Below are 14748 nucleotides of genomic sequence, written 5' to 3' on the forward strand. Positions count from 1 at the left end.
TCACCGCAGGTCTCCCCCGCGGTCACCGCGGCGCCAACCTCGGGCAGGTCCACGTACACAATGTCGCCCAGGGCATCCGCAGCAACCGCGGAGATGCCGATCCCCACAGTCCCAGCCCCATCCGAGGCAACCCACTCGTGCTCAGCCGAATACTTCAGTTCGGCAACTACTTTGCTCATCTTTTCAATCCTTAGAGTTTGTGTGTGGTTTCGACAGGCTCAACCACCGGCAGGCGGCTCATCCTCCAGCCCCGGCGGGACCCGGCGGCTACTTTTGGCGCTTGTAGAACGGCAGTGCGACGACCTCAAAGGGTTCCGGCTTGCCGCGGAGGTCGACGTCGACGATCGTGCCAAGTTCGGCGTACTCGACGTCGACATAAGCGAGGGCGACCGGGTACCCCAGCGTCGGACTCGGCTGACCCGAGGTCACTTCGCCGATGAGCATGCCGTCCTTCAGGACGGGGTAGTGTCCCCGTGCGGCCCGGCGGCCCGTGCCTTTGAGCCCGACCAGCTTTTGGCCGATGGTGGTTCCGACGCCGGCAGCCTTGATGGCCGTCAGAGCCTCCCTGCCGACGAAGCTGCTTTCCTTGGCGAGCGAGACAACCGGGCCAAGGCCTGCGGCGTAGGCGTTGACGTAGCGGGAGAGCTCGTTGCCGTAGAGCGGCATGCCGGCTTCCAGGCGCAGGGAGTCGCGGGCGGCAAGGCCCGCGGGGATAAGTCCGTGGCCCTCGCCGACTTGCAGCAGCGCTTCCCAGAGTCCTGCCACATCCACGTTCGGGATGTAGATCTCGAAGCCGTCCTCTCCGGTGTAGCCGGTGCGGGCCAGGAGCAGGTCCTGCACAGCGCCGTTGACCGTGATGCCTACCTCAACCGCCGCGTAGTACTTCAGGTCAGTGACCAGTGCGTGCTGACCGGCCGGGACGAGGGACAACAGAATGGCCTCCGCGTTGGGTCCCTGCACAGCGATCAGCGAGGTCTCGGCGGAGACGTCCTCAACGACGACGTCGAAGTTGGCGGCCCGCTCGGCCAGTGCCGCCGCCACAACCTTGGCGTTGCCCGCGTTGGGGACCACGAGGAACTTGTCCTCAGCGCGGCGGTACGAAATGAGGTCGTCGATAATGCCGCCGTCGGCATTGCAGATCAGCGAGTACTTGGCCTTGCCAACAGCAATCGCCGACAGTTTGCCGACCAGTGCGTAGTCAAGGAACGCTGCAGCGTCCGGACCGCTGACCCAGACCTCGCCCATGTGGGAGAGGTCGAACAGACCAGCAGCGTTGCGGACGGCGTGGTGCTCGGCCAGTTCCGATTCGTACTTCAGGGGCATCTGCCAGCCGCCGAAGTCCGTGAAGGAAGCGCCGGCCTTTTTGTGCTGCTCGTAGAGAGCGGTGTAATTCTCAGACATAGGAGGCTTCCTTAGTTTTCGAAGTCTTCGAGGGGCGGGCAGGAGCACACGAGGTTGCGGTCGCCGGCAGCGCCGTCGATGCGGCCCACCGGAGGGAAGTACTTGTCCTGCTTCAGAGGGTGGACCGGGAAGGCTGCCTGCTCACGCGGGTACGCCCGGTCCCAATCAGAACTCACGACGGCGGTAGCCGTGTGAGGCGCGTTGCGCAGCGGCGAGTTCTCCACAGTGAAATCGCCGTCAGCGACTTGCTCGATCTCGGCACGGATGGTGATCATGGCGGTGATGAACCGGTCGATCTCCGCCAGGTCCTCGGACTCGGTGGGCTCCACCATCAGGGTGCCTGCCACGGGGAAGGCCAGGGTGGGTGCGTGGAAGCCGAAGTCGATAAGCCGCTTGGCCACGTCCTCGGCGGTAACGCCCGTGCGAGCCGTCAATGCGCGGAGATCCAGGATGCACTCGTGCGCCACGAGGCCGCCTTCGCCGGTGTACAGGACGGGGAAGTGCTCATCCAACCGTGAGGCTACATAGTTGGCTGCGAGCAGCGCGGACTTGGTGGCGTCGGTCAGGCCCTGGCCGCCCATCAGCTTCACGTAGGCCCACGAAATCGGCAGTACACCCGCAGAACCGTACCGCGACGCGGAGATTGCAACACCCGTCCCCGTCGAAGAAACGTCGTTGGCATCACCGGGCATGAACGGAGCCAGGTGGGCCTTGGCCGCGACCGGGCCGACGCCCGGGCCGCCGCCGCCATGCGGGATGCAGAAGGTCTTGTGCAGGTTCAGGTGCGACACGTCGCCGCCGAACTTGCCCGGCTGGGCCAGGCCCACCAGGGCATTGAGGTTGGCGCCATCCACATACACCTGGCCGCCGGCTGCGTGGATCGCGTCGCAGACTTCCCGGACGTCGGCATCGTACACGCCGTGGGTGGACGGGTAGGTGATCATGATCGCGGACAGCGCGTCCTTGTGCAGCTCGATCTTGGCGTTCAGGTCCGCGTGATCGATGGTGCCGTCGGCCGCCGTGGCCACCACAACCACCTTCATGCCGGCCAGGACGGCCGAGGCGGCGTTGGTGCCGTGCGCGGACGCCGGAATGAGGCACACGTTGCGATGGGAGTCGCCGCGGGACAGGTGGTAGCCGCGGATGGCCAGCAGTCCGGCCAGCTCGCCCTGGGACCCGGCGTTGGGCTGGATGGACACCTGGTCGTAGCCGGTGATCTCGGCCAGGTCAGCTTCCAGACCTTCAATCAATTCGCGCCAGCCCGCTGTTTGGGACTCCGGAGCAAACGGGTGGATCGAGGCAAACTCGGGCCAGGAAATGGCTTCCATCTCGGCCGTGGCGTTCAGCTTCATGGTGCACGAGCCCAACGGGATCATGGTCCGGTCCAGCGCGAGGTCACGGTCGGACAGCTTGCGGATGTAGCGCAACAGCTGCGTCTCGGAACGGTGCGTGTTGAATACCGGGTGCTGGAGGAAATCGGTCGTGCGGACAACGGAGGCCGGCAGTTCGAACCCGGACGCGGCGCCCACCGGACCGGCGCCGAAGGCGACGGCAACCGCAGAGAGGACCTCCGGCGTCGTCGTCTCATCAACGGAAACCCCAACGGTGTCGGCGTCGATGACGCGCAGGTTGATGCCGCGCGCTTCGGCGGCGGTGATGACCTTGCCGGCCTTGCCGGGGACGCGGACGGTGAGGGTGTCGAAGAAGGACTCGGAAACGAGCTCGCGGCCGGCCGTCTTGAGCGCGGTGGCGAGGGCACGGGTGTGGTCCTGGACCGTTTCGGCGATCGCCTTCAGGCCTTCGGGGCCGTGGTAGACCGCGTACATCGAGGAGACAATGGCCAGCAGCGCCTGTGCCGTGCAGATGTTGGACGTGGCCTTCTCGCGGCGGATGTGCTGCTCACGGGTCTGCAGTGCCAGACGGTATGCGGGCACTCCGGCGTTGTCCTTGGAGACGCCGACGATGCGACCGGGAAGCGTGCGCTCCATGCCTTCCCGGACAGCCATGTACGCGGCGTGCGGGCCGCCGAAGAACAGCGGCACGCCCAGGCGCTGCGCTGTTCCGACGGCGATATCGGCACCCTGCTCCCCCGGAGGCGTGATGAGGGTCAGGGCCAGGAGATCGGCGGCGACGGTAATGAGCGCACCGCGGTCCTTGGCCTCTGCAATGACAGCCGACTGGTCCCAGACGCGGCCCGAGACGCCGGGCTGCTGCAGGACGACACCGTTGATGTCGCCGTCGGGCAGTCCCGTGGAGAGGTCGGCGATCTCGACCTCGAAGCCAAGTGCCTCAGCGCGGCCCTTGACGATCGCTATGGTCTGCGGGAGGCAGTCGGCGTCCAGCACGGTCTTGCCGTTTTGAGCGGTCTTGTTCTTGTTGGCGCGGCGCATCAGCAGCACGGCCTCGGCAACTGCCGTGGCTTCGTCCAGCAGGGACGCGTTGGCCACGGGCAGGGCCGTCAGGTCCTGGACCATGGTCTGGAAGTTCAGGAGGGCTTCGAGCCGGCCCTGGGAAATCTCCGGCTGGTAGGGGGTGTAGGCCGTGTACCAGGCAGGGGCTTCGAGGATGTTGCGGCGAATGACCGGCGGGGTGAGGGTGTCGTAGTAGCCCTGGCCGATCATCTGCACGGCAGTCTTGTTCTTGGACGCGAGCCGGCGAAGCTCGGCCAGAACCTCGACTTCGCTGAGCGCTGCCGTGCCGCTCGGCAGCGTCAGCGCAGACTCCTGGCGGATGGAATCGGGGACGGCGACGTCCACCAGGCCGTCGACAGAGTCGTAGCCGATGGCCTTGAGCATGGTGTCAACGTCGGCCTGGCGCCGGGCGCCGATGTGCCGGTCCGCGAAGGCGGTGGGGGTTGATTGAACAGTCAAGAGGAACTCCATGATTCAGGCGCCCTGTGAGCGCCACGATGATGTGGGTTCCTCCCCGCTCTGTATTGGACCTGAGAGATTCCGCGGCATGATTGCCCGCTTGCACCGTCGGTGAGCCCGGTTGCCCGGACTGCTTTCCAGAGTTGCCTCGCCGCGGCGGTACATGGGCCTGAGAGATTCCTGGGGAGGATTTGCTCCTACGGCGCCTGACTGGATGTACCGGCAGGACTCTCCCGCCGCAGATCAAAAGCGTGTGCGCCACTCGGAAGTGACGCGGTTCACACAGTAGCGGGTTCTTTTGGCCCGCGCAAGAGGACCGCCGTCTAGTTGTGCATGGCCTCATGGATTTGAAGCGCAAACCAAAGCTGGGCCAGCGTGGACGTTTCGGTCATGTCCAGGCCCGTCAACTCGCTGATTTTCCGGATGCGGTAGATGACGGTTTGCCGGTGCGCGAACAGTGCCGCCGCGGTCTTTTGCCACGATCTCTGGGTGTCCAGGTACGTCCTCAACGTCACGATGAGGTCACCTTCCTGGCTCTGTTCGTACGCGAAGATCGGGCCCAGCAGCCGTTCCACCAGCGCGGTCCCTTCCTCGAAGCTCGTGAGCCCCAGCCACGAGGGACCGTCCGTGTACCGGGCCAGATTCATGGCGTTGCCCTTGGCCGCGCCGAGGGCCCACAGCGACTCCTGCAACGCACGCTGGATGCCGGGCGCAGAGGTCGGCGAGCTGATGCCGATACGGACCTCGGGACCCGCGCAGTGGACCAGAATATCGTCGGTCACCGCCGCGGACACCGCCACATGAAGTGTGTTGAAGCGCCGCAGGCAGGCGGCCGGAAAGCCGTGGCGCCACAGTTCGACGTGGACGTCCGCCAGCCGCTCGCCGTCGTCGGCCGCTATCGAAACCATCAGGAAATCGTTCGCCGGAACATCAAAGGCCGTGAGCCGGCTTTCCAGTTCCGCCGTTCCCAGGCGACCGTCGACCGCTTGTAACAGGAATTCGCTCGCCAGACGGTGCAGGCTTTCCAGGGACAGGACTTTTCGTGAAAGTTCCAGACCCAGCACCGTTGCCGCATGCAGCAGCACGACGGCGTCCGGGTGCGGTTCGCCGTTGGGGAGCACCACCAGGAGCGCATTGGCGTGCGTGGGGATATCCATCATCAACACATGCCTGTCCCGAAGCCGATGCCACTGGAACTTCTTCCCGGCCAAGGATATTCGCCCGGTCAGCCGGGCCAATTCCGCCTGCAGGAAGTCCGGAAGCGGCTGGCCGTCCGGATGCCAGGGATGAAGGCAGCGCCTGTCCACGACGAACAGCTCTGCATCGAGTTCAGCCGCGAGGCCCACAAGGAGGCCCTGCATGTGGTCTTCGGATGCTCCGGCAGTGCGGAGCAGGTCGTAAATTCGGGCGGTCTGTCGCAGGCGCCGCGATTCCTCCAGCAGGGAAGATTCAGCCACCGTTCGCGCGATGGCGATGAAGGGCAGCGGGTAGGGCACGTTGATCAGCGGCAGCGGCAGCCTGTCACAAGCGGCCAGGAACTCCGGCAACAGCTCCGGCGCGTGCATCTTCTCTCCGATGGCCAGCGCACTGGCTCCCGCATCCACCAGCGCCCCGGCGAGCGCAACCTGCCCGGCAGCATCGGCCGGGATGGAGAGGCCGTTGGTCATCATCAGCTCGCCGCCGGTGACCCATTCCCACAGCCTGGGCAAGTCAGACGTGTGGGCCCACGTGATCCGGTTGCCACTGCCTGCGGATCCCGCCAGTAGCGTGAGTCCCAGCTGGGGCTCCGCCACGAGCTCGGCCACGGTAATCGCCATGGAATTGCACTCCCAGATCCTTGGTTTCCGGCCCCACTAAAGGCTTTTAGACAAATGTATAAGAGCCTCGGCCATTTGTAGTCAATCTACCGCTATACGCCGTGACGTGCGTCACCAAGAATTGGATTACTTACTTCCCGCTCAACGGCGAGCAACCCAACACCTCCCCCGAATCGCCGCCGGCGTCACCGCCCGGCAGCACAGCAACCGAAGGATCCAGGCATGACAACGCACAAGCCCATCGGCCCCGTCGACGCAACACAAGTCCCCCGGTATGCAGGCCTCGGCACGTTCGCCAGGCTTCCCCAGATCGACCGCGTTCCGGACTACGACATTGCGATCGTCGGTGTACCGTTCGACGGCGGGACCTCCTTCCGGCCCGGCGCCCGTTTCGGTCCCGCCGCAGTCCGCGAAGCCTCCCGTCTCCTTCGTCCCGGCTACCACCCCGAACTCGACGTTGAGCCTGTCTACGAAGTCCAGGTTGTAGACGCCGGCGACATCGCCTGCACGCCCTACGACATCTCACGGGCGGTCCGCGAAATCGAAGAACAGGCGCTGCCCCTGATCAGCGAAGACAAGAAGCTCATCGCCATCGGTGGCGACCACACCATCGCCCTCCCTATGCTGCGGGCATTGAACACGGTCCACGGACCGGTCGCGCTGTTGCATTTTGACGCCCATCTGGACACGTGGGACACCTACTTCGACCAGCCGGTCACCCACGGGACCGTCTTCCGCCGGGCATTCGAGGAAGGACTCCTGGTGGAAGATAAGTCCATGCACGTCGGCATCCGCGGGCCGGTCTACGACCGCAACGACTTCCTCCGCGACCACGAGTTCGGCTTCCAGATCATCCGCTGCTCGGACCTGGACGTCATCGGCGTCCCGGCAGCCATCCAACAGGTCAAGGAGAGGCTCGGCGACACCCCCGTCTACGTCTCCATCGACATCGACGTCCTGGACCCGGCCTACGCACCGGGCACCGGCACCCCCGAGATGGGCGGGCTTCACTCCCGCGAACTCCTGGCCCTTCTCCGCGGGCTGAACGGTATCAACATCGTGGGCGCCGACGTCGTCGAGGTCGCTCCGGCCTACGACCATGCAGACATCACCACCGTCGCCGCCGCCACCCTCGTCTTCGACCTGCTCGCCCTCATGGTGAACCGCAGCAAGGCCGAATCGAACACCGTCCGTGAACTGCAAGCAGCATCCTGGAACGCATCATGAGCACTCGAACAACTCCCGTCGCCTCGGCCGAAGTACCCCGGCTCGAGGACAAGACCATCCAGCCCATCCCGGCGGACGAACGCCACGGGAAAGCCCGGGACCTCTTCACCATCTGGTTCGGTTCCAACATCATGATCATGACCATCGTGACCGGCGGCCTCGCCACCACGGTGTTCGGCCTCCACTTCGTGCCCGCGATCGTGGGAATCATCATCGGGAACGTCATCGGTGGCATCTTCATGGCCCTGCATTCCGCCCAAGGACCGCAACTGGGCGTGGCGCAGATGATCCAGACCCGCGGCCAGTTCGGCTCGTACGGGGCGCTGCTGATCGTTGTCATTGTGGTGATAATGTACGTCGGGTTTTTCGCGGCGAACCTCGTCTTTGGCGGCGAAGCAATGGCCGCAGTCAACCCGGGCATCAGTGTCGACGCAGGCATCATCATCATCGGCATCGTCAGCGTGATTGCCACGATTTTCGGCTACCGGCTCATTCACGCCTATGCACGCATCCTGAGCGTCGTGGCCGGCGTTGCGTTGCTCCTCGCTTTTGCCTGGATCCTGTTCGTCCAAGGACTGCCGGCCAGCTTCCTGGACCAGGGAAACTTCAACTGGGTTGGTTTCATGGGCACCATCTCCGTATCCGCCCTGTGGCAGCTCGCCTACGCTCCCTACGTCTCGGACTACTCCCGCTACATGCCCCAGGGCACCGGGTCGGCCCCGGCCTTCTGGGCGTCCTACTCAGGCTGCGTCCTGGGCACCTTGTTCCCCATGGTCCTAGGCGCCCTGGTGGGAACGCTCGCCGCGACGATGAGCAACGACGCCGGCAACGTCGAAATCGTCGGCAGCCTGGGAGCGTTTCTCCAACCCTGGACCATGATTGTCATCGGAATCTTCTGCCTCGGGGTTGCGGCGTCGAACGCCATGAATCTGTACTGCGGCGTCCTGTGCAGCCTCACCATTGGCCAGACGTTCAAGCCGAACTGGTTGCCCCATGCCAAGACCCGAAGCGTTGCGGCCCTCATCCTCTTCACACTCGCCGTCCTGATCGCACTGTTCGCCCGCGACAACTTCATCCTCTTCTACACGAACTTCCTCTCCTTCCTGATGTACGTGCTGGTTCCCTGGACGGCCATCAACCTGGTGGACTACTACCTTCTGCGGCACGGCGACTACAGGGTGGAAGACTTCTTCAAGCGCGACGGCGGAGTGTACGGACGGTTCAATTGGGTCGCCATCGGCTCTTACCTAGCAGGCGCCCTGATTCAGGTGCCGTTCTCCGCAACGGCCATTTACACGGGCCCACTAGCCGCGGCGATGGGCGGCGTGGACATCTCCTGGATCGTCGGACTGGCGGTTGTTGCCCCGCTCTACTACTTCGCCGCCCGCCTGTTCCGGAAGAAGTCGGATGCCGCCCACTTTCAGACCCCGGCATTCGCAACTGAACTGATTTGACGCACCGCGGGCTAACGCCCCGCACCCCACACACGGGCTTACCCCCGAACCCCACAAACACTCCCGACGCCGCGACCGGCGCAGAAAGCAAAGGCGAAACACCATGACACTCACCCACACCGAACAGTTCACTGTCCGACGCTCCCCCGCAGATCACAGCCCTGCAGGCGTGCTTCCGCTCCCTCTGCCTCCCGGCGGGCACTTCATTGGCGGATCGTTTATTCCAGGGTCCTCCACCCAACTCATCGACGTCGTCGACCCCACCACTGAGCGGGTCATCGCGTCCGTGCAGGCCGGCACAGCTGCCGACGTCGATGTTGCTGTCGAAGCCGCCGTGGCGGCCCAGAAGTCCTGGGGCGCCACCACCCCGAAGGAACGCTCCGAGGTCCTGAACCTGATCGCCAACATCATCGAAGCCAACCGGGAAGCCTTCGAACTCATCGAGTCGGCAAACACCGGTAAACCGCGAACCGTCGCGGAGGACGACGTCTCGAGCACCATTGATACGTTCCGCTTCATGGCCGGAGCTTCCCGCACGCTGACGTCCATGGCCGGTGGTGACTACACAACCGGGCACACCTCGGTCATCCTCCGGGAACCCGTGGGCGTCGTCGGCGTCATCACCCCGTGGAACTACCCGCTGCTGATGGCCGCCTGGAAGATCGCGCCCATCCTGGCCGCGGGCAACAGCATCGTCCTCAAGCCTTCCGAGCAGACGCCGCTGTCCACCCTGAAGCTCGCGGAACTCCTGGCCGGACGCATTCCCGATGGAATTCTCAACGTCGTGACCGGACAAGGCCGGACCGTCGGACAGCGGCTCGCCGAACATCCTGATGTTGCCCTCGTTGCCTTGACAGGCAGCGTCGTCAGCGGTCAGGCCGTTGCGGAGACCGCGGCCAGGTCGGTCAAGCGCGTCCATCTGGAACTCGGCGGCAAGGCTCCGGTTGTTGTCTTTCCGGACGCCGACCTCCGCGCGGCCGCCGCCGGCGTGCGCAATGCCGGCTTCTGGAATGCCGGCCAGGACTGTGGCGCTGCCTGCCGCGTGCTGGTGCACGAGTCAGTGGCAGAGGAGTTCACCGAGCACCTGGTGCGCGAAGTCAGCACACTGGTGGTAGGAGCTCCACAGGCGGGCGACGACGTGGAAATCGGTCCCATGATTTCCCGCCCGCACTTTGAACGCGTGCAGGAATCCTTGGCCGATGCCAAGGCTGCCGGCCTGAACGTGGCCATCGGGGGTTCGGCCCTTGAAGGCCCCGGCTACTTCATCGAGCCCACGGTCATCAGCAACGTGCCGGCCGGGGCGCACATTGCTACCCACGAAATCTTTGGTCCCGTCGTCACGGTCGAGACCTTCAGTTCCACCGAAGAGGCCGTCACCCGGGCAAACGAGAGCCCCTATGGCCTGTCCGCCTCGGTGTGGACCCGGGACTCGAGCCTGTCGCTCAAGGTTCCAAAGCAGCTCGATTTCGGCACTGTCTGGGTCAATTCGCACCTGGTGCTGGCGTGCGAGGTACCGTGGGGTGGTTTCAAGGGCTCCGGCTACGGCCGCGACCTCTCGCTCTACGCTTTGGACGACTACTCGCGCACCAAGCACGTCATGATCAACCACAGCGCGTGAGCGCTCAGACGAGCATCGGAGATCAGCTATGACAACCACGAACCTTTCCCGCGATGCTTCCTCGGCACGCGCGGCCACTCCCTCCGCTCCCTTCGGGACGGAGGTCACGTGGACCAACTGGGGCGGAAACCAGAGCGCCACCCCAGCCTTCACCGTACGTCCGCGGACTGAACAGGAAGCGCTCGACGCCGTTCGTTTCGCCATCCGCGAAGGCCTCCCTGTGCGGGCGGTCGGTTCAGGACATTCATCCTCCCCGCTTGTCCAGACGGGCGGCGTCCTGATGGACATGTCGGCCCTCTCTGCCATCACAGGTACGGACAAGGCCCGGCGGCGGGCCAGGGCCCTGGCGGGGACCACCATCAGCGCCTTCGGCGACCCACTGTGGGAGCAGGGGCTGGCGCTGGGCAACCAGGGCGACATCGATAAGCAGCAGATTGCCGGGGCGCTGGCGACCAGCACCCATGGCTCCGGAAAGGAACTGGGTAGCTTCTCCTCCAACCTGCGCTGGGTGAAGCTGATCAACGGTTACGGCGAAATCGTCGAAATCGGCGAGGGTCAACTCCGCGAACTCAGGGCCGCCCAGGTCGCCCTGGGTACCCTCGGGATCTTCCTGGAAGTCGAGTTGGCCGTTGAGGACAGCTACTACCTGCAGGAACAGATCACGTATCCCGCGTGGGACGAGACTGCAGCCAGTTGGCAGTCCGACCTCGACGCGAACCGCCATTACTCGTTCCTCTGGTGCCCGGACGACGATTCCTGCGAACTTCTGGATCTTCCGGGTTCGCCGGGCCAGAGCATGGCGGACCGCAGCTACACCAAGCGATACAACGTTGCGCAGATCCAGGATGAGAGTGAAATTTCAGGTACGGAGCGCACCCGGCTGGATCGTTCGTACCGGATCTATCCCGGAGGGTTCACCACGCAGTTCCACGAACTCGAGTACTTCGTACGCAGCGAGGATGGCCTTGCAGCCGTGGAGGCTATCCAGGACCTGATCCGCACCAGGCACCCGGACCAGAAATACCCCGTCGAGGTCCGCTGGGTGAAGGCCGACGACGCCTACATGTCACAGTTCCAAGGGCGCGACAGCACCGTCATCACCCTGACCACCAAGCCGGGAACCGACTACTGGCCCTTCTTCCGTGAGGCTGATGCGTTGCTGCAGGAATTTGAGCCGCGTGCGCACTGGGGCAAGATCCACTTTATGACCAGGAACCGCCTGGAACGTCTCTACCCGGAACTTGACACCTTCATCCAAATACGCCGCGAGTTCGACCCCCGCGGAATCTTCCTCAACGACCACACCCGTGCCCTTGTAGGCTAAATCAGCACTCCCCATAGGTATGCCCCCGAGCCGTGCTCGGGGGCATACCTATGGGCCGTCTATCTGACGTGGAGCTGTGCAGCCACCGCTCGGCCGCCGCGTGCTCACCGCGTCTGCGGAACCTGTGTCCATGGTGCGCCCGGGTCGGCTTCTTCGGCGGCAGCGGCGGTGATGGATTCGGCCAGGCTCGTGTCGTTGCGCGAGATGACGTAGTGCACCGCGGCCGCCCCGATTGCTCCGATGAACCAGGAGAACGCCGAGAAGGCGCCGAATACGGGAACCAGGGCGAAGACCACCGCAGGGACGGCCGAGACGAGAAACGAGATGACCGCTTTCTGGTTCCAGCCGCCTGTATACGTGTAGTACCCCTGCTCCCTGAACAGGTCCCGAACCAGCACGCGCTGCTTCCGGAGCACGTAGTAGTCGACCATAATGATCCCGAACAGCGGCCCAAGCAGCGCTCCGAGCCCTCCAAGGAAAAGGTTGATCACGACGGGGCTGTTGAACAGGTTCCAGGGCGTAATGATCAGCGCGATCATTGCGGCGATCAGGCCGCCGCGCTTGAAATCGATCCGCGAGGGCCAGGCGTTCGCGAGGTCGTAGGCCGGCGAGACGAAGTTTGCCACGACATTGATTCCCAGCGTTGCGACAGCGAAGGTGACTGCGCCCAGCAGGAGCGCCCAGATACTGTCGATCCGCCCAACGATCTCTACCGGGTCGTAGATGTACTCCCCGTACACCTTGAAGGTTCCGGCGGTGACAACGACGGAGACCACGGAGAACGCGATGAAATTGACTGGAAGCCCCCACAGGTTCGCCGTGCGCACTGCTTTGCGGGACGGCGCGAATCGGGAAAAGTCGCAGAAGTTGAGCATCAGGGTGGAGAAGTAGGTCACCGTCAGCGCCACTGCGGCGAAGAAGGCGTGCGTGACCCCCCACTCGGCACGTCCGCCCGGCAGGTCGAGGGAAATATTCCAACCCGCATTGATCAGGATGTAAACGACCAACAGGCCCATCACTGCCCAGACAGCCGGACCGGCCCAGTCCTGGAACCTCCGGATGGTCTCCATACCGTTTCGAAGCAAAAGAAGCTGGAGCGACCACATCAACACGAACGCCAGCCAACCCAGGGTGGACTCGCCGAGGAAGTTGTTCTCGGTCAGGCCCCGGAGGTCTGGCCAGATCTTGAGGGCGATGATGATGACCGCCCTGGAGGCCAGCCATGTCTGGATGCCGTACCAGGCGATCGCGACGAGGGCACGAAGCAGGGCGGGCAGGTTGGCGCCGAAGGTTCCAAACGAAACCCGGGCCAGCACGGGGTAGGGAACTCCCGTCTTCTGGCCCGCATAGCCGGAGAAGTTCATCAGGACAAAAACGATTACGATCCCGGCCACCAGCGCAAGGAACACCTGCCACGCGCCGAGGCCCAACGCGAACAGTCCGGCAGCGAATGTATACCCGCCGAGCGAATGAATGTCCGACATCCACATCGCAAACAGCGAATAGAAACCCCACGTGCGATGTTCGGCCGGTGCCAGGTCTTCGTTGTACAGACGCGGGCTGGCCCCCTGCGGAATGGTGTGAGCCATCTGTCCTCGCTTCCCAAACGTTCACACGCTGAGCCTAAGGCGGAAGCTCCTGCCGGCATGGGATCCGCGGGGCATCCACTGGTGCCAATATACTCAGCTTGACGGTGGGGAAACAGACCGCTCGGGCCCGCGATCCTCCTGGCCGGCATGACCGCGCGTGTTTACGAAATCATCGCGTCGGCCGCAAACGACTTCGTGGTGTAACGGTCGGCGTTGCCCCTGCTGCTGCGACCGATCCCACGGTGGTCGAAGCGGATCACGCGGAAATGCTGCGCCCTGTGCACTGTAACCGGTGGGGTGCTTTGGCGCTGTGGTGCAGCGCACGCTGGTCCTTCAGACGGGGCTGTCTGCTTAGATGATGATCGCGACTTTCCCGCGGGCCTTTCCGGCGTCGAAATAGCGCATTGCGTCGGGCACCCGTTCCAGCGGGTAAGTGCGGTCGATGGCGGGCACAAGGGTTCCCTCTTCCAGGAGTCCGGCCAGGTGTTCGAGGTCCGCTGAACCTTCTGTGCCAAAAACCATGGTCAGCCGCTGGCGGATGAACGGGGACAGTGCGAGTGCGCGCAACTGCCTGTCCATGCTGCCCGTCCAGGACCCGCCTTCCTCGCCGCCCGTGATGACGGCCGTGCCGGTGGGGGTGAGCGCCCGGCGGAGGCGTGACAGGGTAGGGTTGCCGGCGATGTCCAGGATCAGGTCGTAGTGTTCGGCCCCGTCGGCGAAGTCCTGCCTGGTGTAGTCGATGACGTGGTCGGCGCCAAGGGCGCGCACCAGGTCCATCTTGGCGGTACTGCAGACGCCAGTGACCACGGCCCCGGCCGCTTTCGCGAGCTGCACGGCGTAGCTGCCGACCCCGCCTGAGGCGCCAAGGACCAGCACCTTTTGCCCTGGCGTTATTTGTCCGGCGGCGCGGAGAGCCTGCAGGGCGGTGCAGGCGGACACCGGGACCACCGAGGCCTGTTCGAAACTGATGTTCGCCGGTTTACGGGCGAGCTGGCTTTCGCGGGCACGGGCATACTCGGCGAAGGGGCCCTTCCCGACACCGAAGACCTGGTCCCCGGCGGCGAACCGGGTGACGGCGGCCCCAACGGCCGTCACGGTGCCGGCCAAATCCAGCCCCGGAACAGGATTTTTGGGGGCGCGGATACCGTAGGCCAGACGCAGCGCGTAGGGCAAGCCCGTGGTGACATGCCAGGTCCCCCGGTCAAGCCCTGCCGCGTGGACCCGAACCAGTACTTCGTCATCTGCAATGGTCGGCTTGGGAATCCGGGCCATGTGCAGGACGTCGGCGGAGCCGTAGGCCTCCTGCACAATGGCCCGCATGAGCACCTCCGGCGCTGCCGGGCCGCCCGAACGAGGAGTCTCCTGAGCTTGCTGACCAGAGGTCATGGCCGTTCCTTTCAAACATTTGGAGTAGGCAGCCCACGCATTCGTACGCTGTACCAAAAAGA

10 protein-coding genes and 1 riboswitch are annotated in these 14748 nt (G+C 64.4%); of the genes, 4 read left to right on the forward strand and 6 right to left on the reverse strand.

Annotation, left to right across the window (positions count from 1 at the left end; all coding sequences use genetic code 11):
• The 4 genes from CXQ91_RS17730 to CXQ91_RS17745 form a co-directional block, all read right to left on the reverse strand.
• Positions 1–179, reverse strand: a 179-nt coding sequence (locus CXQ91_RS17730) for a glycine cleavage system protein H (RefSeq protein ID WP_374953679.1), incomplete at its 3' end; no start/stop codon positions are given.
• A gap of 88 nt (positions 180–267) precedes the next feature.
• Complete coding sequence (gene gcvT, locus CXQ91_RS17735; protein ID WP_104175227.1) at positions 268–1401, reverse strand: glycine cleavage system aminomethyltransferase GcvT; 1134 nt, start codon at positions 1399–1401, stop codon at positions 268–270.
• Between the two features lie 11 nt (positions 1402–1412).
• Entirely contained in the window at positions 1413–4283 is a 2871-nt protein-coding gene (gene gcvP / locus CXQ91_RS17740) for an aminomethyl-transferring glycine dehydrogenase (protein WP_181038940.1), read from the reverse strand.
• A gap of 135 nt (positions 4284–4418) precedes the next feature.
• Positions 4419–4517, reverse strand: a riboswitch (glycine riboswitch).
• Between the two features lie 77 nt (positions 4518–4594).
• Positions 4595–6088, reverse strand: coding sequence for a PucR family transcriptional regulator (locus tag CXQ91_RS17745; RefSeq protein WP_104175228.1), 1494 nt, complete (start codon positions 6086–6088; stop codon positions 4595–4597).
• A 222-nt stretch (positions 6089–6310) separates the two neighbouring features.
• Between CXQ91_RS17745 and speB the strand changes: the two genes are divergently transcribed.
• From speB to CXQ91_RS17765, 4 genes are all read left to right on the forward strand, one after another.
• Complete coding sequence (gene speB, locus CXQ91_RS17750; RefSeq protein ID WP_104175229.1) at positions 6311–7315, forward strand: agmatinase; 1005 nt, start codon at positions 6311–6313, stop codon at positions 7313–7315.
• The gene (locus CXQ91_RS17755; RefSeq protein WP_104175230.1) at positions 7312–8769 is read left to right on the forward strand and encodes a cytosine permease; all 1458 of its coding nucleotides are present in this window, start codon (positions 7312–7314) and stop codon (positions 8767–8769) included. The genes speB and CXQ91_RS17755 overlap by 4 nt, the downstream gene beginning before the upstream one ends.
• A 103-nt stretch (positions 8770–8872) precedes the next feature.
• Entirely contained in the window at positions 8873–10387 is a 1515-nt protein-coding gene (locus CXQ91_RS17760; protein WP_258074081.1) for an aminobutyraldehyde dehydrogenase, read from the forward strand.
• 28 nt (positions 10388–10415) lie between these two features.
• Complete coding sequence (locus CXQ91_RS17765; RefSeq protein ID WP_104175231.1) at positions 10416–11711, forward strand: D-arabinono-1,4-lactone oxidase; 1296 nt, start codon at positions 10416–10418, stop codon at positions 11709–11711.
• A gap of 104 nt (positions 11712–11815) precedes the next feature.
• On the opposite strand, the gene CXQ91_RS17770 is transcribed toward CXQ91_RS17765, so the two are convergent.
• Positions 11816–13300: an NCS1 family nucleobase:cation symporter-1 gene (locus tag CXQ91_RS17770; RefSeq protein ID WP_258074083.1), complete on the reverse strand. Its 1485-nt coding sequence runs from the start codon at positions 13298–13300 to the stop codon at positions 11816–11818.
• Between the two features lie 351 nt (positions 13301–13651).
• Positions 13652–14686 (reverse strand): NAD(P)-dependent alcohol dehydrogenase, encoded by a 1035-nt coding sequence (locus CXQ91_RS17775; protein ID WP_104175232.1) that lies wholly within the window; start codon positions 14684–14686, stop codon positions 13652–13654.
• Positions 14687–14748: the final 62 nt, after the last annotated feature.

The sequence above is a fragment of the Arthrobacter sp. Y81 genome (assembly GCF_002929335.1).
GTDB lineage: Bacteria > Actinomycetota > Actinomycetes > Actinomycetales > Micrococcaceae > Arthrobacter.

Coding starts and splice junctions, on each gene's coding strand:
- CXQ91_RS17775 (WP_104175232.1), bottom strand. CDS start 14,686: ATGACCTCTGGTCAGCAAGCTCAGGAGACTCCTCGTTCGGGCGGCCCG.
- CXQ91_RS17760 (WP_258074081.1), top strand. CDS start 8,873: ATGACACTCACCCACACCGAACAGTTCACTGTCCGACGCTCCCCCGCA.
- CXQ91_RS17770 (WP_258074083.1), bottom strand. CDS start 13,300: ATGGCTCACACCATTCCGCAGGGGGCCAGCCCGCGTCTGTACAACGAA.
- gcvT (WP_104175227.1), bottom strand. CDS start 1,401: ATGTCTGAGAATTACACCGCTCTCTACGAGCAGCACAAAAAGGCCGGC.
- CXQ91_RS17745 (WP_104175228.1), bottom strand. CDS start 6,088: ATGGCGATTACCGTGGCCGAGCTCGTGGCGGAGCCCCAGCTGGGACTC.
- speB (WP_104175229.1), top strand. CDS start 6,311: ATGACAACGCACAAGCCCATCGGCCCCGTCGACGCAACACAAGTCCCC.
- gcvP (WP_181038940.1), bottom strand. CDS start 4,283: ATGGAGTTCCTCTTGACTGTTCAATCAACCCCCACCGCCTTCGCGGAC.
- CXQ91_RS17765 (WP_104175231.1), top strand. CDS start 10,416: ATGACAACCACGAACCTTTCCCGCGATGCTTCCTCGGCACGCGCGGCC.
- CXQ91_RS17755 (WP_104175230.1), top strand. CDS start 7,312: ATGAGCACTCGAACAACTCCCGTCGCCTCGGCCGAAGTACCCCGGCTC.